The sequence below is a fragment of the Mesorhizobium sp. C372A genome, from assembly GCF_030323245.1.
GTDB lineage: Bacteria > Pseudomonadota > Alphaproteobacteria > Rhizobiales > Rhizobiaceae > Mesorhizobium.
In genome coordinates this window covers 2,498,491-2,519,535 of record NZ_CP100475.1, presented here as the reverse complement: position 1 = coordinate 2,519,535, position 21,045 = coordinate 2,498,491, and the positions used below count along the sequence as shown (strand labels likewise).

The 21,045-nt window shown below is 62.7% G+C and carries 19 protein-coding genes and 2 pseudogenes; 11 read left to right on the top strand and 10 right to left on the bottom strand.

Annotation, left to right across the window (positions count from 1 at the left end):
• Positions 1-351: 351 nt before the first annotated feature.
• The 5 genes from NLY42_RS11940 to NLY42_RS11920 all read left to right on the top strand — a co-directional run bounded on the left by NLY42_RS11940 (position 352) and on the right by NLY42_RS11920 (position 4,579).
• Positions 352-1,239, top strand: coding sequence for a sugar phosphate isomerase/epimerase family protein (locus NLY42_RS11940; RefSeq protein ID WP_023669836.1), 888 nt, complete (start codon positions 352-354; stop codon positions 1,237-1,239).
• 9 nt (positions 1,240-1,248) lie between these two features.
• The gene (locus NLY42_RS11935) at positions 1,249-2,418 is read left to right on the top strand and encodes a mandelate racemase/muconate lactonizing enzyme family protein (protein WP_023700157.1); all 1,170 of its coding nucleotides are present in this window, start codon (positions 1,249-1,251) and stop codon (positions 2,416-2,418) included.
• Between the two features lie 2 nt (positions 2,419-2,420).
• Entirely contained in the window at positions 2,421-3,137 is a 717-nt protein-coding gene (locus NLY42_RS11930; RefSeq protein WP_023683008.1) for a FadR/GntR family transcriptional regulator, read from the top strand.
• Between the two features lie 80 nt (positions 3,138-3,217).
• Positions 3,218-4,198 (top strand): NAD(P)-dependent oxidoreductase, encoded by a 981-nt coding sequence (locus NLY42_RS11925; protein ID WP_023686626.1) that lies wholly within the window; start codon positions 3,218-3,220, stop codon positions 4,196-4,198.
• 3 nt (positions 4,199-4,201) lie between these two features.
• Entirely contained in the window at positions 4,202-4,579 is a 378-nt protein-coding gene (locus NLY42_RS11920) for a hypothetical protein (protein WP_023692018.1), read from the top strand.
• A gap of 22 nt (positions 4,580-4,601) precedes the next feature.
• On the opposite strand, the gene NLY42_RS11915 is transcribed toward NLY42_RS11920, so the two are convergent.
• Positions 4,602-5,897 carry an amidase gene (locus NLY42_RS11915; protein ID WP_023737510.1) on the bottom strand — a complete coding sequence of 432 codons (1,296 nt, stop codon included), beginning with the start codon at positions 5,895-5,897 and terminating at the stop codon, positions 4,602-4,604.
• 116 nt (positions 5,898-6,013) lie between these two features.
• Between NLY42_RS11915 and NLY42_RS11910 the strand changes: the two are divergent.
• Both NLY42_RS11910 and NLY42_RS11905 read left to right on the top strand, forming a co-directional pair.
• Positions 6,014-6,355 (top strand): annotated as a pseudogene (locus NLY42_RS11910) (GFA family protein); the annotation flags it as partial.
• Positions 6,356-6,577: 222 nt separating this feature from the next.
• Entirely contained in the window at positions 6,578-6,988 is a 411-nt protein-coding gene (locus tag NLY42_RS11905; RefSeq protein WP_027048960.1) for a DUF4437 domain-containing protein, read from the top strand.
• Between the two features lie 27 nt (positions 6,989-7,015).
• On the opposite strand, the pseudogene NLY42_RS11900 reads toward NLY42_RS11905, so the two are convergent.
• The 8 genes and pseudogenes from NLY42_RS11900 to NLY42_RS11865 form a co-directional block, all read right to left on the bottom strand.
• Positions 7,016-7,771 (bottom strand): annotated as a pseudogene (locus tag NLY42_RS11900) (ABC transporter ATP-binding protein); the annotation flags it as partial.
• A 116-nt stretch (positions 7,772-7,887) separates the two neighbouring features.
• The gene (locus NLY42_RS11895; RefSeq protein WP_023728570.1) at positions 7,888-8,328 is read right to left on the bottom strand and encodes a hypothetical protein; all 441 of its coding nucleotides are present in this window, start codon (positions 8,326-8,328) and stop codon (positions 7,888-7,890) included.
• Positions 8,325-9,413 (bottom strand): ABC transporter ATP-binding protein, encoded by a 1,089-nt coding sequence (locus NLY42_RS11890; RefSeq protein WP_023733630.1) that lies wholly within the window; start codon positions 9,411-9,413, stop codon positions 8,325-8,327. The genes NLY42_RS11895 and NLY42_RS11890 overlap by 4 nt, the downstream gene beginning before the upstream one ends.
• 1 nt (position 9,414) lies before the next feature.
• A complete protein-coding gene (locus NLY42_RS11885) occupies positions 9,415-10,353 on the bottom strand; it encodes a carbohydrate ABC transporter permease (protein ID WP_023728572.1) in 939 nt (312 codons plus the stop codon).
• A 3-nt stretch (positions 10,354-10,356) separates the two neighbouring features.
• Entirely contained in the window at positions 10,357-11,418 is a 1,062-nt protein-coding gene (locus NLY42_RS11880) for a carbohydrate ABC transporter permease (protein WP_023835039.1), read from the bottom strand.
• An 80-nt stretch (positions 11,419-11,498) separates the two neighbouring features.
• Positions 11,499-12,932 carry an ABC transporter substrate-binding protein gene (locus NLY42_RS11875; protein WP_023728574.1) on the bottom strand — a complete coding sequence of 478 codons (1,434 nt, stop codon included), beginning with the start codon at positions 12,930-12,932 and terminating at the stop codon, positions 11,499-11,501.
• 46 nt (positions 12,933-12,978) lie between these two features.
• Positions 12,979-14,091 carry an ABC transporter ATP-binding protein gene (locus tag NLY42_RS11870; RefSeq protein ID WP_027048959.1) on the bottom strand — a complete coding sequence of 371 codons (1,113 nt, stop codon included), beginning with the start codon at positions 14,089-14,091 and terminating at the stop codon, positions 12,979-12,981.
• A 302-nt stretch (positions 14,092-14,393) separates the two neighbouring features.
• Positions 14,394-15,077 carry a TetR/AcrR family transcriptional regulator gene (locus NLY42_RS11865; RefSeq protein WP_023754224.1) on the bottom strand — a complete coding sequence of 228 codons (684 nt, stop codon included), beginning with the start codon at positions 15,075-15,077 and terminating at the stop codon, positions 14,394-14,396.
• 111 nt (positions 15,078-15,188) lie between these two features.
• Here NLY42_RS11865 and NLY42_RS11860 point away from each other — a divergent pair, with 111 nt between their 5' ends.
• From NLY42_RS11860 to NLY42_RS11850, 3 genes are read left to right on the top strand one after another with little or no spacing between them, the layout of a single operon-like run.
• The gene (locus NLY42_RS11860; protein WP_023754223.1) at positions 15,189-16,385 is read left to right on the top strand and encodes a Tm-1-like ATP-binding domain-containing protein; all 1,197 of its coding nucleotides are present in this window, start codon (positions 15,189-15,191) and stop codon (positions 16,383-16,385) included.
• A gap of 10 nt (positions 16,386-16,395) precedes the next feature.
• A complete protein-coding gene (locus NLY42_RS11855; protein WP_023754222.1) occupies positions 16,396-17,259 on the top strand; it encodes a phosphoenolpyruvate hydrolase family protein in 864 nt (287 codons plus the stop codon).
• The gene (locus tag NLY42_RS11850; RefSeq protein ID WP_023737504.1) at positions 17,256-17,672 is read left to right on the top strand and encodes a cupin domain-containing protein; all 417 of its coding nucleotides are present in this window, start codon (positions 17,256-17,258) and stop codon (positions 17,670-17,672) included. Before NLY42_RS11855 ends, NLY42_RS11850 begins: the two co-directional genes overlap by 4 nt.
• Positions 17,673-17,842: 170 nt before the next feature.
• Here the strand turns inward: NLY42_RS11850 and NLY42_RS11845 are convergent, their stop codons facing one another.
• Positions 17,843-19,033 (bottom strand): M24 family metallopeptidase, encoded by a 1,191-nt coding sequence (locus tag NLY42_RS11845; RefSeq protein WP_023754221.1) that lies wholly within the window; start codon positions 19,031-19,033, stop codon positions 17,843-17,845.
• A gap of 364 nt (positions 19,034-19,397) precedes the next feature.
• Between NLY42_RS11845 and NLY42_RS11840 the strand changes: the two genes are divergently transcribed.
• Positions 19,398-21,002 carry an ABC transporter substrate-binding protein gene (locus NLY42_RS11840; protein ID WP_023754220.1) on the top strand — a complete coding sequence of 535 codons (1,605 nt, stop codon included), beginning with the start codon at positions 19,398-19,400 and terminating at the stop codon, positions 21,000-21,002.
• The last annotated feature ends 43 nt before the right edge of the window (positions 21,003-21,045 follow it).

The window sequence follows — 21,045 nt, the reverse complement described above, 5'->3', positions numbered from 1 at the left end:
GAAAGCAGGGCCAGCCTCTTTGGTCTCTCGTGATGTGCATTCTCGTATCGGCATTCTGGTATTACCAAATACCGAAAATGGGTCAAGCCATTTGACTCACGCGCAAAGCTGCCAGGGCATTCCATTTTTGGCGATATATACCAGCATAATCAATACGGTACACAGATGTCGATATCGCATGGCGGCGGTTCTTGCCGCGCGACAAAAATTGCTGTAGACCTCCATTAGGGCCCAATTGGTCGAACCAGTTGCGCAAAAACGCTGGAGCGCCTTGGGGAGGAAACACGCGACGCGCCTTGTGGGGCGCGTCGCAGGCGAACTGGCACAGACGAATTCTGGGAAGGATAGACCATGCATCTTTCGACGCACAACTGGATGCGCGCGGAACCGTTGGAGGTGACGCTGAAGCGCATCAAGAAATTCGGCTACGAGTCGATCGAGATTTCCGGCGAGCCCGAGCAATACAAGACCAAGGAGACCCGCGCGCTGCTGAAAGAATACGGCATCCGCTGCTGGGGGTCGGTGACGCTGATGCTGGGCGAACGCAACCTTGCCGCCAGGGACCAGGGCCAGCGCGAACGCTCGGTGCAGTACGTCAAGGACGTGCTGACCATGGTCAGCGAACTTGATGGCGAGATCATAACGCTGGTGCCCGCGACCGTCGGCAAAGTGGTGCCGGACGGCACCGAGGAAGAGGAATGGAAGTGGGTGGTCGACGCCACCCGCGAATGCTTCACCCATGCCAAGAAGGTCGGCGTCAAGATCGCGGTCGAGCCGCTCAACCGCTTCGAGACCTATCTGTTCAACCGCGGCGCGCAGGCGTTGGCCCTGGCCGATGCGGTCAGCCCCGAATGCGGCGTCTGCCTCGACGCCTATCACATCCATATGGAAGAATTTAACGTCCATGACGCGATCCGTCAGGTCGGCAAACGGCTGTTCGACTTCCACGTCGCCGACAACAACCGCTTTGCCGCCGGCCTTGGCCAGATCGATTGGCCACGGATCGTGCAGACGCTGAAGGAAGTCGGCTATGACGGCGCGCTGACCAACGAATTCGTCGCGCCCGTCGACCGCACACCCGCCGCGCCCTATCCCGACATGGTCGACCGGAATCCGGTCGACATTTCTCCCGAACAGCTGAAGTTCATCCAGGATCACGGCTCCAGCGTGCTGACGGAGAAATTCTACACCGACCAGATGCGCATCACGGCCGAAACGCTGCTGCCGCTGATCAAGTAGCCGATCGGGATGCGCATCAAAACGGTCCAGGCGTGGTGGGTCCGCGTGCCGATTGAGGCCGCGAAGCAGCATCGCAGCGACTTTGGCCAGGTGACGACGTTCGACGCCGCCATCCTGCGCATTGAGACTGACGACGGGCTGATCGGCTGGGGCGAGGGCAAGAACGCCGCCGGCAGCGCCGGCAGCTATGGTGCGCTGGTCTACATGCTGAATCACGAGGTCGGGCCGCAGCTGATCGGCCGCGACCCCGCCGACATCGGCATGATCTGGGAGATGCTCTACAACGGCGTGCGCCATGACAGTGCCGCGCGCGCCGGCCATGCCATGCCGCAGCTGGCGCGGCGCGGCATGAGCATTGCGGCAATCAGCGCCGTCGATATCGCGCTCTGGGATATTCTGGGGAAGTCGTTGGGACAGCCGGTGTGGCGGCTCATCGGCGGCCGCAAGCTCGACCGCATGCCGGCCTACGCCTCCGGCGGCTGGGCTGCCGCCGAGGCTATCGGCGAGCAGCTCAAATCCTACATCGCCAAAGGCGGCTTCAGGGCGCTGAAGATGCGCGTCGGCGCCATGGACGGCGCCCCGCACATTTCCGCCGCCCGCGTCCGCGCCGCACGGCAGGCGCTCGGTCCTGACGTCGAGTTGATGGTCGACGCGCACGGCACCTATACGGTGGCCGAGGCCAAGCGCTTCATCAGCCTGGCCAGCGATCTCGACCTCGCCTGGTTCGAGGAGCCTGTTATCGCCGACGACAAGGCTGGTATGGCCGAGGTGCGCGCCTCGGGCTCGATCCCGATCGCCACCGGCGAAAGCGAAGCGACGCGCTACGCTTTCCGCGATCTCGCGGTGCTGAAATCCGCCGACATCTTCCAGCCGGATCCGGCCTTTTGCGGCGGTATCAGCGAGGCGATGAAGATCGGCACCATCGCCAGTGCCTTCAATCTGCGCTTTGCCCCGCATCTGTGGGCCGGCGCGCCATGCTTTTTCGCCGGCCTGCATGTTTGTGCGGCCTCGCCTGCCAGTTTTACCGTCGAATATTCGCTCGGCGCCAACCCCATGATCCACGATCTTATCGAAGAGACTGTCGAAGCAAGGGACGGTATGATAGCGATCCCTGAAAAGCCGGGTCTGGGATTCACCATTTCGGAGCGGTTCCTGGAGGCGCACGCGCAACGCGGTTGACGATGAAAGAAAAGAACCTTCTCGCCGAACTCGCCGCCTATCTGTTCGCCCATTCGGACAAGGAGAGCGGCCGCACGCCCTCGGAGCGCGAGCTGGCGGAGCATTTCGGTGTCAGCCGCGGCCAGATCCGCGAGGCGCTGGCCATTCTGGAGGCCATGCGCATCGTCGAGCGCCGCGCCAAATCCGGCATCTATGTCGACACCAGGCAGGCCAGTGTAGAAGCCTTGGCTCTTTTCGCCCGCGCGGGCCTGCCGCTCGATCCGGTGCAGATCTACGAGACCGTCGAACTGCGCAAGATCCACGAGATCAAGGCCGCCGAACTTGCCTGTTCGCGTGCCACCGAAGAGAATTTCGAACGCCTGCGGGAGATCCTGAAAGCCTCGGAGGAGTGCATCGCCGCCGGCGAAGGCCTCGCCAAGGAAGACCGCGAATTCCACCTCGAAATCGTGCGGGCGACCAAGAACGGCGTCTTCCACAATATCTGCAGCGTCTATTACCTGATGGGCGAGCAGCGGCTGCCGATCTACTTCAACGATCCCGAGCGCTCAGTGCGCTCGCATGCCGAGCATATCCAGATCTACGAGGCGCTGCTGCGTCGCGACGGCAATCTCGCCCAGGCGCTGATGAGCGCCCACCTGCAAGGCGCGGAAAGCTACTGGAAGGGGATCATCGAGGGCCGCGAGGCGCAAGCGCAAAGCCTGGCATTTGAGAAAGCCTAGAGCAATTCCAGGAAAAGTGTGAAACGGTTTTCCCGGGAAAGCGCGCAGCGCTTTCGCTTGCGACAAACACGAGAGCCCCCATGCCCAGAATCCTGTCGACGCACACGCTGCATCCGCGTGCCTCCGCAATGCTGGCGGGCGCCGGTGAACTCGTCGTCGCCTCAGCGCTCGATGCGGCAACGCTGACCGCCGAGGCGAAGCATGCCGACGTCATCATCGTTCGCGCACCGCTGCCGCCGTCGCTGTTCGAAAACGCCACGAAACTCAGAGCCGCGGTCCGCCACGGCGCCGGGCTCGACATGGTGCCGATGGAGGCCGCGGCCGCGGCCGGCGTGCTGGTCGCCAACGTGCCGGCGGTCAATGCGCGTTCGGTCGCTGAATATGTGATGTTCGCGGCCCTTGCCCTGCTTCGGCGCTTCCGTTCGGTCGACCGCGACTTGCGCGCCAAGGGCTGGAATGCCGGCCGCGACCACGCCAGCCATGCCAGCGAGCTTGCCGGCAAGACCATCGGCATCATCGGCTTCGGCGCCATCGGTCAGGCAGTCGCCCATATCGCCGCGCACGGCTTTGGCCTCGACGTCGTGGCGACGACCCGCAGCATGCAGCCGGCACCCGACAGGATCGGCTTCCTGTCGATCGATGCGCTGATCGAACAGAGCGACATCATCGTGCTCTGCTGCCCGCTGACGCCGGAAACGCGCGGCCTGATCAGCCGCGAACGCATCGCCCGCATGAAGCCGGACGCGCTTTTGATCAACATTTCGCGCGGGCCGGTGATCGATGACGAGGCGCTGATCGAGGCCTTGCGCCAAGACCGGATCGGCGGCGCCGCACTCGACGTCTTTGCCACGCAGCCGCTGCCGGCAAACCATCCCTATTTCGGTTTCGACAATGTTATCGTCACCCCGCATATGGCGGGGATTACCGAGCAATCGATGATGCGCATGGGCGTGGGCGCGGCCGGCGAGACCTTGCTGGTGCTGGCCAACCGGCTGCCTGTCAATCTGCGCAATCCCGACGTGGTCGAGCATTACCGCAGACGGTTCCCGGCGGACGCGTGAACCATGTCCGGTTTTCGCTTCGCATCTCTGGTTCTCGCAGTGTCGTCGATCGTGGCCTTACCTTCGCTCGCGGCGGCACAAAGCAGCGATTATGTCTATTGCAGCAATGGGATCGTCTGCATGATGGCGCCCTGCCCGTCAGGCAATGCGCTGGATCTGACCACCGGCAATGTCGTTAAAGGCGTGGAGCTCAACACTACGGAATTGCCGCCGCTGGACAGATCGGCACCTGACCTCTCCGACAAGCTTTATGCTGGAAAACTCGTCGTCCGAGGATCGATCCAGCATCGCGGCCAGCCGAACGATCCGCCGATGCTGGTCGTTACCAAAATCGAACGCTCCTCCAAGAAAAGCGAGCGCAAGCGCTGCGCGGCACGTTGACTGCCGACCTACGGCTCGCTGCCTATCGGAGCAGCCGCTCGACTTCAGCCGCGATGCGCAGCAGATGGTGGTCGTGGCCATTGCGCGCCACCAGCATCAGTCCGGCCGGCAGCGTCATGCCGGGCATCGGCAGCGAGATCGCGCAGAGGTCGAACTGGTTGGCGACCTGGGTATTGCGCAGCAGCAGACCTTCGGTGCGTTCACGCAGAGCCGTATCCTCGGCCATCGAAACGATAGTCGGCGCTGTCACCGGCGTGGTCGGCAGAGCTAGCACATCGACCGAACCCAACCGCTCGTCCATGGCTATGCACAGTGCCGCGCGACGACGCATTGCCCTGATATAAACCGGCGTCGGTATGGCCGCCGCCCGCGACAGCAGCCCGCTGACATGGGGATCGACCGGCACCGATGCGCCCGTCGCCAGCCAGTCGGCATGGATTTCAGAACCTTCCATGGCCGCGATCGAGCCGCGTTTGGTGGCCAGGCGCAGATCGGCAATGAGGTCGTCGATCGAAATGTCCGTGAGCCACGCGCCTGCCTGCTCGATCCCGGCAAGGCTGCGATCGAACGCGGCGGCAATCTCCGTTTCCGTGTCTTCGAAAAGCAGGCCGCGCGGAATGCCGACACGAAGCCCGGCAAGCGCTAACGGCAGGTGCAGTTGCGGCATCTGCTCGCCCGTCATCGCGGCGTCAGCCAGGGCACACGCAGCAACACTCAGCGCCAGCGGCCCGATCGAATCCAGCGTCGCGGAAAGGGGATAGGCACCAGTCAGCGGCACGCGCCGCGCCGTCGGCTTGAAACCGACGACGCCGTTCAGCGATGCCGGGATGCGCACCGAACCGCCGGTGTCGGAGCCGATGGAAATGTCGCTCGTCCCCTCGCCAACGGACACGGCGGCGCCCGACGACGAACCGCCTGGAATGCGGCTGGTGTCGGCGGCATTGCCCGGTGTGCCGTAGTGCATGTTGTCGCCGATAGCGGTGAAGGCGAATTCGGTCATGTTGGTCTTGCCGATGATGACGGCGCCGGCCTGGCGCAGACGGCTGACGACCGCAGCGTCGTGCCGACGGGGCGCGGTGTCCCTCAGCATCAGCGACCCGGCCGTGGTCGGCTCGCCGGCGACATCGAACAGATCCTTGATCGACACGATGGTGCCGTCAAGCGGCCCGAGCGATACGCCGGCCTTCTTGCGCGCATCGGTGGCCTCGGCCGCTGCGCGCGCCGCCTCGGCATAGAGTTTGGTGAACACCTTCTCGCCTGCCGCGCAACTGGCAAGACGTGACAGGATGATCTCGAGACGATCGCGGATTGATTGCATGTCGATGTCGGATTCCGTCAAGGTGGAGCGTCTTTAAGGCATATGGGCCGCTAGGTCAGCGGAAGGAATAGCCCGGACAGCGTGCCTTTGCACCTGCCAGCGATAGGAAGGGACTGATGCTGTACAAAGGCAGCTGCCACTGCGGCAAGGTTGCGTTCGAATTCAAGGCGCAGCTGACCGGCGCCGTGCGGTGCAATTGTTCGATCTGCTCGCGCAAGGGCGCGCTGTTGGCCGCCATCCCGCATGACAGCCTGACGGTGCTGGCGTGGGGCGACGATCTCGGCACCTACACATTCGGCAATCATGCAATGGCGCATCGCTTCTGCCGCACCTGCGGCATCCATCCCTTTGCCGAGGATGTCAGTCAGGGCAGCGAACGCAGCGCCTACATCAACCTCAACTGCGTCGCCGATTTCGATCCCACCGGCCTGCCGGTCTTCGACTTCGACGGCCGCGCGGTCTACCCTACGGTGGCCTCTCACCACAAAAGCAACGCCCCGAAAACCTTGATAGTTCTCGGGCCCGCTGCTTCAGCCAAGGATGGCTATCGGCTATTCGACGCGCTTAGGGCCGCGCGCGAACACAACGATCGCCGCCAGCAAGGTCGCAGCGCCACAATAGGCGAAGGCGCTGGCCACACCGGCATTGTCGACCACCAGGCCGCCGAAGACAGCGCGTTTCTGGCGCTCGCCGTTTCTTGCGTCTTTCCCGCTCGCGCCTTTGCCCTCGAGGACAGCTATCTCCCGGCCGACAAGATCCCCTATGTCGCCGAAGTGCCAGACCAGCCGCATCGCCTTGGCCCGTTGTGGGGTGACCGGGCCAAAGGCCCGGCGGGCACCTTGCTGAAAGTTCCCGGCAACTGGCGCGCGCCGGTTCATGCGCACACCGCCGACTATCGCGCGGTGGTCATCAAGGGACTGTGGGCGCATTGGCAAATGGACGGCGGCGAAGCGACGAAGGTCGAATTGCCGCCGGGATCCTACTGGACCCAGAAGGCCAACGAGATGCACGACGACGCCTGCCTCTCAGAGACGGAGTGCGTGATCCTGCTGATCAACGATACGCCTTACGAGACCTACTTCCAGAAATAGTCAGGCGGCGCCGTCGTTCGACCGCAACTAGCTGGCGTGCCGCAAGCTCACGCCGCTGCCCTTGTCGAACAGCACCACCTTGTCCTGATTCCAGGCAAAGCGCACCGGCTGCTCGATCTGGACATCGGTTCTGGCCGGCACCGTGGCGCGCAGCGTCGTGTCGCCGACCCGCAGAGTCAGGATCTTTTCCACGCCATGGTTCTCGACATCGTGGACGCGTGCCTCGACCGGCGCACCGCTTTCAAGATACACATCCTCAGGTCGAATACCGAAGACGAGCGGGCGACCGTCGGTCGCACCGCCCGCCTTGGCACCCCCAGAGAAAGGCAGTTCGAAATTTAGCGGCGCCATCACCGCGCGGCCGTTGACCAGCTTGCCATCGATCAGGTTCATCGGCGGCGAGCCGACGAAGCTGGCCACATAGGTATCGCGCGGATTGTTATAGATCTCGTGCGGCGTGCCGGTCTGGATGATGCGGCCATGGTTGAGCACGCCCACCTTGTCGCCCATCGACATCGCCTTGATCTGGTCGTGGGTGACGAACAGGAAGGTGGCGCCAAGCTGGATCTGCAGGTTCTTCAGTTCCGTGCGCAGCGCCTCGCGCAGTTTGGCGTCGAGCGCCGACAGCGGTTCGTCCATCAGGAACACGCGCGGCTTGCGCACGATGGCGCGGCCGATCGAAACGCGCTGCATCTCGCCGCCGGACAGACGATCGGTCTTGCGGTCGAGCAGATGTTCGATCCTGAGTGTTTTGGCGGCGCGGTCGACACGATCCTTGATCTCGGCGTCGGGTCCTCCGGTCAAGCCGGAGGATGACAGCGTGAGAGTTGAGAGGGCGACGCACACCGACCGTCGCGGACGGGCGCGAGCGCGACCTGCCGGATAGCGTCAGCTGCTGATCATCGCGCTGTCTTGTTGAGAGCGGTGACGATCAGCGCGAGAATCACCGCCGCGGCGGCGATTTCCCACACGAAAGCCTGCTTGTAGAAAGGCGGCGTGGCGAGCTGCGCCTTGCCGGCGAGAGTGTTGGGGTCCGGTGGATTGAGGAAGAAGACGCCGTAGAGATGCGCCGCCGTGATCGATACCAGCAGCGCAATGCAGAAGACCAGCGCCACGACCAGCGCTACGGTCACCACACTGCGCACCTTGACGCCCGGCTGGGCCAACGGCAGCAGGTTGTTGATGAGCCCGGCAAGCACCACGAGACCGCTGCCGACCGCGTACAGGCCGATGGAAAAGGGTTGAAAGATCAGCACCAGCGCCAAGACGCCGAGGCCAATGATGAAGAGCTCGAGGCGGAACGCGCCGGCGCGGCTCATGCCGGAAGAACTGTCGCTCATGACCGCACCGCCTTTCCGGCGCCATCGAAGACATGGGTTTGCCTGGGATCGGGGCGTAGATTCAGCGCCTCGCCGACCTTGACCCACTGGCTTCTCGTCACCACGACGCGGATGTCGGCGCCTGCCGCCGTGCGGGCATGAATAAGGGTTTCGGCGCCCATGGGCTCGATGAGCTCGGCTCTGGCGGAGATGGTGCCACGGTCCCCCGTATCGGTCACGGTGAAAGCACGGGGGCGGACACCGATCGTCACCTTGCCGGGCTGCAGGCGCGCGACCGCCGCGTCCGTGCGGATCGCCAGACTAATGCCGGCAACGGTCATGTCCGCCGTGCCATCGGCGAAGGCCTTGAGGTCGGCCTCGAGAAGATTCATCTGCGGCGTGCCGATGAAGCTCGCCACGAAAGCATTGGCGGGCTTGGCAAATACCTCGTGCGGTGAGCCGACTTGCTCGATCAGGCCGTCCTTCATGATGGCGATGCGGTTGGCCATGGTGAGCGCTTCGAGCTGGTCATGGGTCACGATCACGGTCGCTTTGGAGAGGCCCTGCAGCACTTCCTTGATCTGGCCACGCATGGTTTGGCGCAGTTCGACATCGAGACGCGACAAGGGCTCGTCGAAGAGGAAGCAATTGGGGTCGCGGACGATGGCGCGGGCCATGGCGGCGCGCTGCTTTTCGCCCTCGGATATCTGGTTCGGCAGCCGGTCGAGAACGTGCTCCAAGTGAAGGATCGCGGCGACGCGGTTGACGCGGGCAGTCCGCTCAGCCCCGGAAATGCCGTCATGATAGAGCGGGAAGGCGATGTTCTCGGCGATCGATGCCGACGGGTAGAGCGCGTAGAACTGGAACACCATGGCGATGTCGCGCTTTTCGGGCGGCAGTTTGTTCATCACCTTGCCGGCGACGACGACCTCGCCGTCAGTGACGCTTTCCAGCCCGGCGATGACGCGTAAGGTCGTCGTCTTGCCACAGCCGGACGGGCCGAGAAGGCAGACGACCTCACCGGCGGCCACCGACAGGTCAACGTCCTTGACCGCGGTGAAGGAGCCGAAGCGCTTGGTGACTTTGCGGAGTTCGATGGTTGACATCTCAGCGCTTCACCGTGCCGAAGGTAACACCGCGCAACAGATGGTTTTGCAAGAAGAAGGTGACCAGGAAGACTGGGACGAGGAACAGGGTTTCGATGGCGGCAAGCAAAGTCCAGTCGGTGCCGCGTCCACCCGACGACACGGCCTGGTTCATGGCGACCGGGACCGTCCTCGTGTCAGGCCCCGAGAGCAAGAGGGCGAAGAGGAACTCGTTCCAGGTGAGGATCAGGCCGAACACGAACGTGGCGGCGAGCCCGGCAATGACCTGGGGCAGGCAAATCTTGAAGAACACCCGCATTCCGGACGATCCGTCGAGGCGGGCGGCATCCTCGACGTCTGGCGACAATTCATCGAAGAAGCTCTTCATCATCCAGATGGTGAAGGCCAAGTTGAAGGCGGTGTAGAGCATGATGATGCCGAGATACGAGCCCGACAGGCCCACTACGCGGAACATCAGGATCACCGGAATGATCACCACAATCGCCGGCAGCATGCGCGTGGTCAGGATGATGAACAGGTAGGTGTCATTGCCTTTCAGCGGATAGCGCGAGAAGCCGAAGGCCGCCAGGGTGCCGATGACCAGCGCCAGCAGCACCGAAGCCGAGGCGATGAAGATCGAGTTGAAGAAATAACGGTCGAATCCTGTCGCTTCCGGGGCACCGCCCGACGTCATCGAGCGAGAAAAGACGGACCCAAAATTTTCGAGCGTGGGCTTGAACACAAAATGATCCGGAATCAAGCCGAACAGCGACGTGGGCGACAGCGTCGGAGGCACCAGAAGCGCGTCGCCCTGCGGTTTGAAGGCGGTGAATATGATGAACAGCACCGGCAGAAAATAGATAAAGGCGACGACGGCCACGGCGAGCGTCCGCCCCCAGCCGGCCTCGTCTACTCCGCTGGCCCTGCGGAAGCCGAGCTTTCCCAATATCGATTCGGTCACGGGTTAGGCTCCCTGCGTACGGCGGTTTGCGAGGTACAGGTAGAGGTTGGTGAGAACGATCACCATGAACAGCATCAGATAGGAGATCGACGCGCCCTCACTCGTCTTGTTCTGCTCGTTGGCGATGCGGATCAAGTGATAGGAGATCGTCAGCGTGTCGTTGCCGCCCTTGGTGAGGAGGATGACGAGATCCGCCAGCTTGAATGCCTCGATGGTGCGGAAGAGAAGGGCCAACATCAGAAGGCCGCGGATGTAGGGGAAGGTGATCATCCAGAATTGCCGCCAGCTGGAAATACGGTCGATGGCAGCGGCCTCGTAAAGGTATTTCGGCACCGAGACGAGGCCCGCCAGCACAAGGAGCATGACGAAGGGCGACCACATCCATGCGTCGGCGAAAACGATTCCCGCCACGGCACCGACTTTGTTGCTCATCAGGATGAACTGGTTGCCGGAGATGGAATTGATGACGTAGCTGAGAATCCCGAATGTCGGGTCATAGTAGTAGGTGAAGAACACGCCAGAGGCGACAACCGAAAGCATCATCGGTGTCAGCACCAGGATCAACAAATACTTGCGCAGCGGAAATTGCTTGGCGAACAGGATGGCCAGCAGAAAGCCGACGATCATCTGCGCGGAGACGGTGAACACGACGAACATGGCGGTGTTGATCAGCGCGCCCCAAGTCGCGTGAGCAGCGAGATCGTTGGTAAGGATCCGGATGTAGTTCCCGAGTCCGACGAAGCGGATCGTCTGCTGGTTTGCCTGGTAGGCGAAGAACGAAAGGCCCAGCGACCACAGCAGGGGGAAGATATTCATCACAAACAGAACGGCGATTGCCGGAGCGACCAGCAAGGCGCCGAAGTAGTGGCGGCGATACGCGTTGACGGTAAATGCGGCCGCGACCAACGCCACCGCGGCGCCCACCACCCAGAAGGAGACAGCCGCAGGCAAGCCCGCCATTGATATGGCCGACACGACGACAGCGACAGCGATGGCGAGTTTCCAGTTGTGGGCAACAACCGCGGTAAGGCGTGGTGTCAGCAGCGTGCTTGAAACAGCGGTCATGGGAGTCCGAAATATGGAGCGCCTGAAGTGGCAATGACGGGGAGCGGCTTTTGCCCGCTCCCCGCAGCTATGTCGGAAGGTTACTGGATAAGACCATCGTTCTTCAGGAGGTCCTCCTGGAACTTGGCGATGTTATCCAAGGTGGTCTTGGCGTCCTGCTTGCCAGTGATGGCTAGGTCGTACTGGTCCTGCTGCTGGGTGAGCAGTTCGAAGAACTGCGGCACGTGCCACATGTCCTTCTGCCAGTCGAGCGAGTTCGCCCAGGCGCGGTCCCACGGACGATAGGTCACATACTTCGGATCGCTGTAGACCGACTTGATCGCGGACTGGCCGCCGCCGGCGGCGAACTGGTGCTGGATATCAGGCGAGAGCCACCACTTCACGAAGCCAACCGCTTCCTTGATTTGCTCAGGCGTCGTCCAGGTGGTGAGAACGAAAGGCTGTCCGCCGATCTGTGACGTACGATTCACCTTGCCGTCGGCACCGCGCAGGCCTGGCGCCAATCCGAACACCAGCTTGTCGGCAACCTTCGACGTCTTGGGATCGAGCGAGGCTTCGGCGAGACCGATCCAGTCGATGTTCATGGCCACCTTGCCTTCACGGAACAACTGGTCCGAGACGAAGATGTCCATGGTGCCGGTCTTGACCACCGGCGGCATGAACTTCAGCAATTTGAGGAAATGCTCCATGCCCTCGATGGACTTCGGGGAGTTTACGACGCCTTCGGCATGTCCGGTCGGGGCCTTGGTTTCATCCCAGATGCCGCCGCCATGCTCCCAGACGAACGTGTGGACCGAGCTCGTCGAGAAGTCGTAGCCTTTGCCTGCCTGATAGGCGATGCCATAGAAATCGTCATCCAGCACCTGGCCGGCGAGCTTGTCGCCCTTCTTGCGCTGGAAGAATTCGCCAACATGCTCGAACGTGTTCCAGTCCATGGCGTCGATTTCTTCGCCGGTGCAGGGCAGCTTCTCATTGTACTTCGCCTTGTAGGCGGCCTGCTCGTCGTTGTTGCAGAGCACGTCCTTGCGGCCGTAGGTGACCAGCACGTCCGGGAACTGCGGGAAGCCGTAGTAGTTCGGCGTGCTGTTGGGATAGGTCGAGTAGGCGTTGAGCACGGCGGGATGCATCGACTCCATCGTCGCCTTGAGTTCCGGGTCGGCATCGATGAGATCGTTGATCTTGCGGAAGTAGCCGCCTTCGACGAAGGCGCCCAGCCACTGCGAGTCCGACACGATGAAGTTGTACTTCTTTTCGCCCGAGGTCAACGAGGCGTTGACGCGGGTGTAGAAATCCGGCCACGGAATGAAGTCCACATCGAGCTTCACAGTATTGCCAGACTTCGGCTTGTACTGCTCGTCGAAGAACTTCTTCATAATGCGGGTCGGGGGCCAATCCGGCACCGCCATCGTCAACGTCACTTCTTCGGCAGAGGCATAGGTCACGCCTCCCACCAGTAGTGTGGCAGCGAAGCTTGCGGCTGTCGCTAGCCCTTTCAGTTTGGTCATCGCCGTCATTCGCGTTTCCTCCCTTGGTTAACCGGATTGCTTCTCGCCTTTCGAGTCAGGTCATTGCCTGGCCGCTCGCGGCGCGGAAGACGTGGATTTTCCTGTTATCGATGGCGATCGATGCCGAATCGCCGGTCCTGATGCTGGCGGCGATCGCTTCCGGCAGCACCATGCGCAACATCTCGCCGCCGGCCTCGACCGAGACGATCGTTATGTCGCCGAGCGGTTCGACCAGATGCACCTTCGAGGCAACCCCGGCTTCGCCCTTGGCGGCGAGCCGAATGTCGCTCGGGCGAATGCCGATCAGCGCGGCCTCGTTGGCATCGGCAGTCTTTGGCGCCGTCGCCGGAACCAGAGTCCCGAGCGGCGTGTCGAAAGATCTGGTGTCGGCGCGCACCGAGGCCGTGAACAGATTCATGTGCGGCGAGCCGATCTTGCTGGCGACATAGGTATCGATCGGCTGCTCGTAAAGCTCGTCTGGCGTGCCGATCTGGACGATGCCCCCATCGCGCATGACGGCGATCGTCTCGCCCATCGAGAGAGCCTCGATCTCGTCGGGCGTGGCATAGATCACGGTCATGCCGAACTGGCGGTGCAGCCGCTTCAGCTCGGCGCGCGTCTCGTGCCGAAGCTTGGCGTCGAGATTGGTGAGCGGCTCATCGAGCAGAAGAATCTTTGGCCGGCGGATCAGGGAGCGGCCGAGCGCGACGCGCTGCTGCTCTCCGCCGGACAGGGTTGCCGGCTTGGCCTTCAGGCGGTGTGTCAGCTTCAGGATCTCGGCGGTCTCTTTCACCCGCTTGTCAATCTCGGCGCGCGCGGCTTTCTCCTCGCGCAGCGGGTAGGCGAGATTGTCATAGACCGTGAGGTGGGGGTAAAGCGCGAAAGACTGGAAGACCATCGAGATGCCTCGGCCGGCGATCGGCGCATGGGCCATGTCGCGGCCGCCGATCTCAAGCGTGCCGGAGTCGGCCTTGACGAGGCCGGCGATAGTGCGCAGCGTCGTCGTCTTGCCAACGGAGCTCGGCCCGAAGAGTACGAAGAAGCGGCCTTCGTCGACGGCGAAGCTCAGGTCGTTGATGGCGCGCACGGATCCATAGGCCTTGCTGAGCCCATCGAGGCGCAGCGCAATCCCCTTGCCGTCACTGGCGCGAGGCGACGTCTGCGTCACGATGCGCCACCTCGTGCGGACGGAACACGCGCCATCCGTATGATTCTCCTCGTCCTGCCGAAATGGACTGCGGCTGTCATTCTCGATCCGCCTTTTCTTTCCTGATCTGGTATTACCAATTTTGGATAGCCGTCAAGCTCTTTCTTGGATCACCACCGGACCTTGTATAACCGGATTTTTCATGTATCCGACTGTTTTCCCTGAATTTTCCTACTCGTTGATATAGGAGAGCCTTGTTTCGGCACTGCCATCCCGGTTAACATCAATAGTGGGCATCCAAATCTGGTCGAACCAGATTGGCGCTATTTCGCCAATGCCGCCGTCGGGGCCGCATCGATTTCAGCCGTTGATTCCGCCACCGCGGCGCGCACAAGGGCGCCCGCCGCCCATTGCGCGACCGACCGCATGCCGCGGCTATCGAGCCCCCATATATCCTTCAGCACGATCAGCACTTCGACGCCGAACATCATCGACAGCGCCTGCGCCAGGCGCTTGAACTCGCGCGGCGGCAGCCGGCCCTTGAGCGGTGCGATGGCATCCTTCAGCAGCTGGACGCGATGTCCGCGCGTGAATTGCGGCTCGCCGCCCAGCGTGCCCGCCTGCCGCTGCGCCCATTGGTCGAGCGACAGTTTCAGCGCTGCCTTGAAAGTTGCCTCGAAAGCTTCGATGCGCGGCATGGCGGTATCGAACAATTCGGCAACGCGCCGCCCGGCATCGGTGGACGTCGATTGCCAGGTCAGGATCGGCCCAAGCCCCTCGTCAACCACCGCCTGCACCAGGGCTGCCTGGCTGGGGAAATAGCGATAGGCGGTGGCGCGCGACACTTGCGCCGCCTCCGCGACTTCGCTGACCGACGGGGTGACGCCCGCCTGCATCAGCCGCGTCGCCGTCTCCAGCATCAGCCGTTTTGTGCGGGCCCGTGGGCCGCGTTCGGCAGCCTCGTTGGCGTCGTCGTTCCCAGCGGCTTGTTGACGTGAGACTTCCATGTCAATACGATACGCGCGTCTCAAAAAATTGCAATGACCTTTGCCCACCGAAAGGCCGGCAAAGGGCGACAGGCGGCCCGGCGCCGGTCGGCCGGTGACGGGAGAAACGCGATGAAGCGCATCTACGTGGTGGGCACAGCCGACACCAAGGGCGAGGAACTTGCCTTCCTGGCCGATGCTATTGCCGCCACCGGCAGTTCGGTTGCCCGCGTCGACATCGGAACGCGCGGTGCCACGGTGCCGGTCGATATCCCGGCCAGCGAGGTCGCGGCGCATCATCCGGGTGGAGCCAGTGGCGTGCTCGGCATCGATGATCGCGGCACGGCAGTGGCCGGCATGAGCGCCGCCTTCACAAATTTCATTCAGTCGCGCGACGACATATCAGGCGTGATCGGCATTGGCGGCGGCGGCGGCACGTCGATCATCACTGCCGGCATGCGCGCGCTGCCGCTTGGGCTGCCCAAGATCATGGTCTCGACGCTCGCCTCCGGCGACACCGCGCCCTATGTCGACGTCTCCGACATCATCATGATGCCATCGGTCACCGATATGGCGGGACTGAACCGGCTGTCACGCGTCGTGCTGCACAATGCGGCGCAGGCAATCGCCGGCATGGCCGCCAGGCCGGCGCCGACTGCCACCGGCAAGCCGGCACTCGGGCTCACCATGTTCGGCGTCACCACGCCTTGCGTGACCGCCATCGCGGATCAGTTGCGCGCCAACTATGACTGCATGGTTTTCCACGCCACCGGCACCGGCGGCCGCTCGATGGAGAAGCTCGCGGACTCGGGCCTGCTCGCCGGCGTCATCGACATCACCACGACGGAAGTCTGCGACCTGCTGTTCGGCGGCGTGCTGCCGGCGACGGAGGACCGCTTCGGCGCCATCGCCCGCACCAAGCTGCCCTATGTAGGCTCGGTCGGCGCGCTGGACATGGTCAATTTCTGGGCGCCGCCGACCATTCCCGAGAAGTTTAGGGGCCGGCTGTTCTACGAGCACAATCCCAACGTCACACTGATGCGCACCACGGTGGACGAATGCCGCGGTATAGGCGAGTGGATCGGCACCAGGCTCGCTCGCTGCGAGGGCCCTGTGCATTTCCTGATCCCCGAAAAAGGTGTCTCGGCACTCGATATCGAGGGCGGCGCCTTCTTCGACCCCGAAGCCGACGCCGTGCTGTTCGGTGCCATCGAGCGCACCATCAGGCCGAGCGCCACACGCCGGGTCACACGCCTGCCGTTGCACATCAACGATCCGGAATTTGCCAAAGCCGCAACCGCGGCCTTCCTCGACATCGCCAGACAGTGAGAGCCAACAAATGCCCGCAATACCGCGCAAGGACATATTGAAGAAGTTCAAGGCGATGATCGCCGACGGCGTGCCCATCGTCGGGGGCGGCGCCGGCACCGGCCTGTCGGCCAAGGCCGAGGAAGCCGGCGGCATCGACCTCATCATCATCTACAATTCCGGCCGCTACCGCATGGCCGGGCGCGGCTCGGCTGCCGGCCTGCTCGCCTATGGCAACGCCAATGAGATCGTCAAGGAAATGGCCTATGAGGTGCTGCCGGTGGTCAAAAAGACGCCGGTGCTGGCCGGTGTCAACGGCACCGATCCCTTCGTCATCATGCCGTTGCTGCTTGCCGAGCTGAAGACGATGGGCTTTTCAGGCGTGCAGAATTTCCCGACCATCGGCCTGTTCGATGGCAGCATGCGCCAGAGTTTTGAGGAAACCGGCATGGGGTTCGGGCTGGAGGTCGACATGATCGCCGAGGCGCACAAGCTCGATCTTCTGACCACGCCCTATGTCTTCAACCCCGACGAGGCGCGCGCCATGACAAAAGCCGGCGCCGACATTGTCGTCGCCCATATGGGGGTGACGACAGGCGGCTCGATCGGCGCGACGTCGGCCAAGTCGCTCGACGACTGCGTGGTCGAGATCGACGCCATCGCCAACGCGGCGCGCTCGGTGCGCAAGGATGTCATCCTGCTTTGCCATGGCGGGCCGATCTCGATGCCGGATGATGCCCGCTACATCCTCGACCGCTGCAAGGGCCTGCACGGCTTTTATGGCGCGAGTTCGATGGAACGGCTGCCGGCTGAAGCCGCGATCGCCAGGCAGACGGCGGATTTCAAGGCCGTCATGCTGCACGACCAGAAGAAAAAGAAGGGGATGAGATCATGACCGACAAGAGCAAGGTATTCGTATACCCGAAGGACGTGAGCGCCTTCGGCTTTGACTGGGGCAAGCTGTCGCTGACGGTGGCGCCTGAAGTGAATGGCGCTGAGCGCTTTTCCGGCGGTGTCGTCGACCTGCCCTCAGGCAAGGGACACACGCGCCACAACCATCCCGGCGCGGAAGAGATCATCTTCGTTATGTCGGGCAATGGCGAGCAGATGGTCGAGGACGAGGAGGGCAATCCGGTCGTCGCCAAGGTCGGCCCCGGCTGCACCATCTATGTGCCGGAAAGCCGTTTCCATTCGACGCTGAACACGGGCGATGGGCCGATGCAGCTCTTCGTTGTCTATTCGCCGGCTGGACCCGAACTGGTGCTGCGGGAGCTGCCGGATTTCAGGCTGATCCCGGCGGGGAAGTAATCGCGAAAGGCCCCCTTCATCCGGCCGCTTCGCGGCCACCTTCTCCCCGAGGGGAGAAGAGGCAGAAGCCAGCGCCGGCGCAAACTCCTCTCCCCTCGGGGAGAGGTCGGATAGCCCCGAATTGCCCTTCGGAATTCGGATGGCAATCCGGGTGAGGGGGTAGCGCCGAGCTAGGCTATCCCACCTCTATTCCACCCCCGCGCCCGATCCCCAAACATCACATATCCCGTATCCGTCACCGCCAACGTGTCCTCCAACTTGATGAACCCCCGCGTCGGGTGAAGCATGGTCGTCTCCACCGACAGCACCATGTTTGTCTCCAGCGGCTTGGCGGCATAGGTGCCTTCATAGGTCACCGGATGGTTGGTCATCAGGAACGGAGCCTCATGCGTGATCAGCCCCATGCCGTGGGCGAAGAAATCCGTATAGGGCGCGACCTTCGACGCCTTCAGCACGCCCTCCGCGTGCGAAATCATGTCGCCGCCGATGGTGCCTGCCCTCACCTTCGAGAACGCCGCCTGCTGCACTGTCTCGACCTCGGCCAACAGATCTTCCAGTTCGGCATCCGGTTCGCCCAAAATGCCCATGCGGCAGAGGTCGCCAATATAGCCGTGATAATTGCCGCCGGAATCGATCGACAGCACGTCGCCCTTTTTCCAAGCCTGCGGTGACGCCGCGCGGTTGTGGCTGGCGCCCAACGTCAGCAGGCAATATTCGAAATGCGCGCCCCGATTGGTTTCTTCGCGCCGCAGATGCTCGATGATCTCGGCCTTGGTCTTGCCTTCATGCGCCCACTGGATGGTCGCCAGCATGGAATCCGTGATTAGCTCGGAGGCAATACGCAGCTTTTCCAGCTCGGCGTCCGTCTTGATGGCGCGCATGCGCTCCAGCATGCCGGTCGCGTCGATCAGCCTGGCCTCCGGCAACGCCTTGCGGATCAGCGCATAGGCGTCCGACGGCAGGAAGGCCGGCTCGATGCCGAGGCGGGCGCCGGCCTTGCCGATCTTGCTGATGTGCTCGACCGCAAGATTGGCAGCATCAAGCGTGCCCCAGCAGGCGGCATGCAGCGTCGGCGTCCAGAACGGGTTGTTCTGGTGCTCGGCGCCTTCCATGCGGTTGCCGATATAGGCGGCATGATCGGGCCCACCCTTTTCATAGACGACGACAGGCAGGTAACGGCTATGGCCGATCGCATCCATGGCGGCAAAGAAGATGAACTTGTAGCCGCCGAGCAGATACTGCGTGTTGTGCTTGGACGTCGCGAGCAGAACATCGATGCCGGCCTCTTCCATCAGCCGGTCGACCCTCGCCTGGTCGAACGGGATATTGCTGACGGCGCTCTTGCCCGGGGCAATGTTCATTGTTCTCTCCCTGATTTCCGTGGGATCGCCCGTCGTGCAGCGGCCGATCCCTTGGCTTTCGATCAAATCTGCACCATTTTGCTCACTCTGGTCCAGCCAGAAACAAGGAAAATAGCTTCAGCAGGCAGTCACCAAGTCGTCATTGCTGCACATCAAGGCAATCTGGTCCTACCAGAATACCAGAATGAAAGGGCCACCTCTAGACTGGTCCAGCGGACGAAAATTTCAAAGCCAAGCAAAGATGCGCCAATTCCGTCTCTGGCGAAACCCTTGGCAAGGGCCATAATCGCCGCGAGGATGCTGGCGGGTGCCGCCAGCTTCGAGGGGTGCGCCCATCTGGTCGCGGAGAGGACGGAGGTTAATCATGTCGGATATTTCCAGACGCACGCTGCTTGGCGGCTCAGTTTTACTGCTGGCCTCCACCGCCATGCCCACATTCAGCTGGGCGCAGACGCCGAAGAAGGGCGGCCGCCTCGTGCTTGCCGCCGATTCCGAGCCGCGCAACCTCAATCCGGCCATCGTCGCCTCCAACGGCGTCTTCTTCATCTCCAGCAAGATCGTCGAAACGCTGGCCGAAGCCTCGTTCGAAGGCAAGGACGGACTGGAACCGCGCCTTGCGCTCTCCTGGGAAGGTGCTGCCGACGGGCTGTCGGTGACCTTCAAACTGCGCGACGGCGTCAAGTGGCATGACGGCAAGCCGTTCACCTCGGCGGACGTCGCCTTCTCGGCGCTGCAGATCTGGAAGCCGCTGCAAAATCTCGGCCGCACCGTGTTCAAGGATCTGGCCAGTGTCGACACCCCTGACGATCTAACCGCCGTGTTCAAATTCGCCAAGCCGACGCCGTTCCAGCTGATACGCAACGCCTTGCCGGCGCTGTCGAGCGTGGTGCCGAAACATATCTACGAAGTCGGCAAGATCGAGGACAACCCGGCCAACAACGCGCCCATCGGCACGGGACCGTTCAAGTTCGGCGAATACAAGGCCGGCCAGTATTACAAGCTGACCAGGAATGCGGATTACTGGGCCAAGGACGAGCCGTATCTCGACGAGATCATCTATCAGGTGCTGCCCGACCGCACGTCCGCTGCAGCCGCGCTCGAGGCCGAACAGATCCAGCTCGCCGCCTTCTCCGCCGTGCCCCTGGCTGACCTCGACCGTATCTCCAAAGTGCCGGGACTGAAGGTGATCTCCAAAGGCTATGAGGGGCTGACCTATCAACTCATCGTCGAGATCAACCATCGCCGCAAGGAACTGGCCGACGTGAAGGTCCGCCAGGCGATCGCGCATTCCATCGACAAGGACTTCGTCGTCAAGACGGTGTTCCTCGGCTACGCCGCGACCGCCACCGGCCCGGTGCCGAAGAACGATCCGCAATTCTACACTGCCGACGTGCCGATCTATCCCTTCGACGTCGCCAAGGCCAACGCCCTGCTCGACGACGCGGGGTACAAGCGCGCCGATGACGGCAAGCGTTTTGCGCTGAAACTCCTGCCGGCACCCTATTTCAACGAGACCAAGCAGTTCGGCGACTATCTGCGCCAGGCGCTGGCGGCAATCGGCATCGACGCCGTGATCGTCAACAACGACTCGGCCGCGCACATCAAGGCCGTCTACACCGACCACGCCTTCGACCTCGCCGTCGGCCCGCCGGTGTTCCGCGGCGACCCGGCGATCTCGACCACCATCCTGGTGCAGAGCGGCATTCCCGACGGCGTGCCGTTCTCCAACCAGGGCGGCTACAAGAACGCCGCGCTCGACGCGCTGATCGCCAAGGCTTCGGAGACGCTGGATACGTCAGCGCGCACCGACCTCTACAAGGAATTCCAGAAACAGGTCGCGGCGGACCTGCCGCTGATCAACGTCGCCGAATGGAGCTTCATCAGCGTCGCGCGCGATACCGTGGGCAACATCGCCAACAACCCGCGATGGGCGGTGTCGAACTGGGCGGACACCTATCTGGAATCGTGACACATTTGCGCGGATGAAAGTTCGCAAAGAAATTGGTGTGAAG

Excerpts from the sequence above, each read along its gene's own strand:
- NLY42_RS11940 (WP_023669836.1), top strand. The coding sequence starts at position 352 with ATGCATCTTTCGACGCACAACTGGATGCGCGCGGAACCGTTGGAGGTG.
- NLY42_RS11935 (WP_023700157.1), top strand. The coding sequence starts at position 1,249 with ATGCGCATCAAAACGGTCCAGGCGTGGTGGGTCCGCGTGCCGATTGAG.
- NLY42_RS11930 (WP_023683008.1), top strand. The coding sequence starts at position 2,421 with ATGAAAGAAAAGAACCTTCTCGCCGAACTCGCCGCCTATCTGTTCGCC.
- NLY42_RS11925 (WP_023686626.1), top strand. The coding sequence starts at position 3,218 with ATGCCCAGAATCCTGTCGACGCACACGCTGCATCCGCGTGCCTCCGCA.
- NLY42_RS11920 (WP_023692018.1), top strand. The coding sequence starts at position 4,202 with ATGTCCGGTTTTCGCTTCGCATCTCTGGTTCTCGCAGTGTCGTCGATC.
- NLY42_RS11915 (WP_023737510.1), bottom strand. The coding sequence starts at position 5,897 with ATGCAATCAATCCGCGATCGTCTCGAGATCATCCTGTCACGTCTTGCC.
- NLY42_RS11895 (WP_023728570.1), bottom strand. The coding sequence starts at position 8,328 with ATGAGCGACAGTTCTTCCGGCATGAGCCGCGCCGGCGCGTTCCGCCTC.
- NLY42_RS11890 (WP_023733630.1), bottom strand. The coding sequence starts at position 9,413 with ATGTCAACCATCGAACTCCGCAAAGTCACCAAGCGCTTCGGCTCCTTC.
- NLY42_RS11880 (WP_023835039.1), bottom strand. The coding sequence starts at position 11,418 with ATGACCGCTGTTTCAAGCACGCTGCTGACACCACGCCTTACCGCGGTT.
- NLY42_RS11875 (WP_023728574.1), bottom strand. The coding sequence starts at position 12,932 with ATGACGGCGATGACCAAACTGAAAGGGCTAGCGACAGCCGCAAGCTTC.
- NLY42_RS11865 (WP_023754224.1), bottom strand. The coding sequence starts at position 15,077 with ATGGAAGTCTCACGTCAACAAGCCGCTGGGAACGACGACGCCAACGAG.
- NLY42_RS11860 (WP_023754223.1), top strand. The coding sequence starts at position 15,189 with ATGAAGCGCATCTACGTGGTGGGCACAGCCGACACCAAGGGCGAGGAA.
- NLY42_RS11855 (WP_023754222.1), top strand. The coding sequence starts at position 16,396 with ATGCCCGCAATACCGCGCAAGGACATATTGAAGAAGTTCAAGGCGATG.
- NLY42_RS11850 (WP_023737504.1), top strand. The coding sequence starts at position 17,256 with ATGACCGACAAGAGCAAGGTATTCGTATACCCGAAGGACGTGAGCGCC.
- NLY42_RS11845 (WP_023754221.1), bottom strand. The coding sequence starts at position 19,033 with ATGAACATTGCCCCGGGCAAGAGCGCCGTCAGCAATATCCCGTTCGAC.
- NLY42_RS11840 (WP_023754220.1), top strand. The coding sequence starts at position 19,398 with ATGTCGGATATTTCCAGACGCACGCTGCTTGGCGGCTCAGTTTTACTG.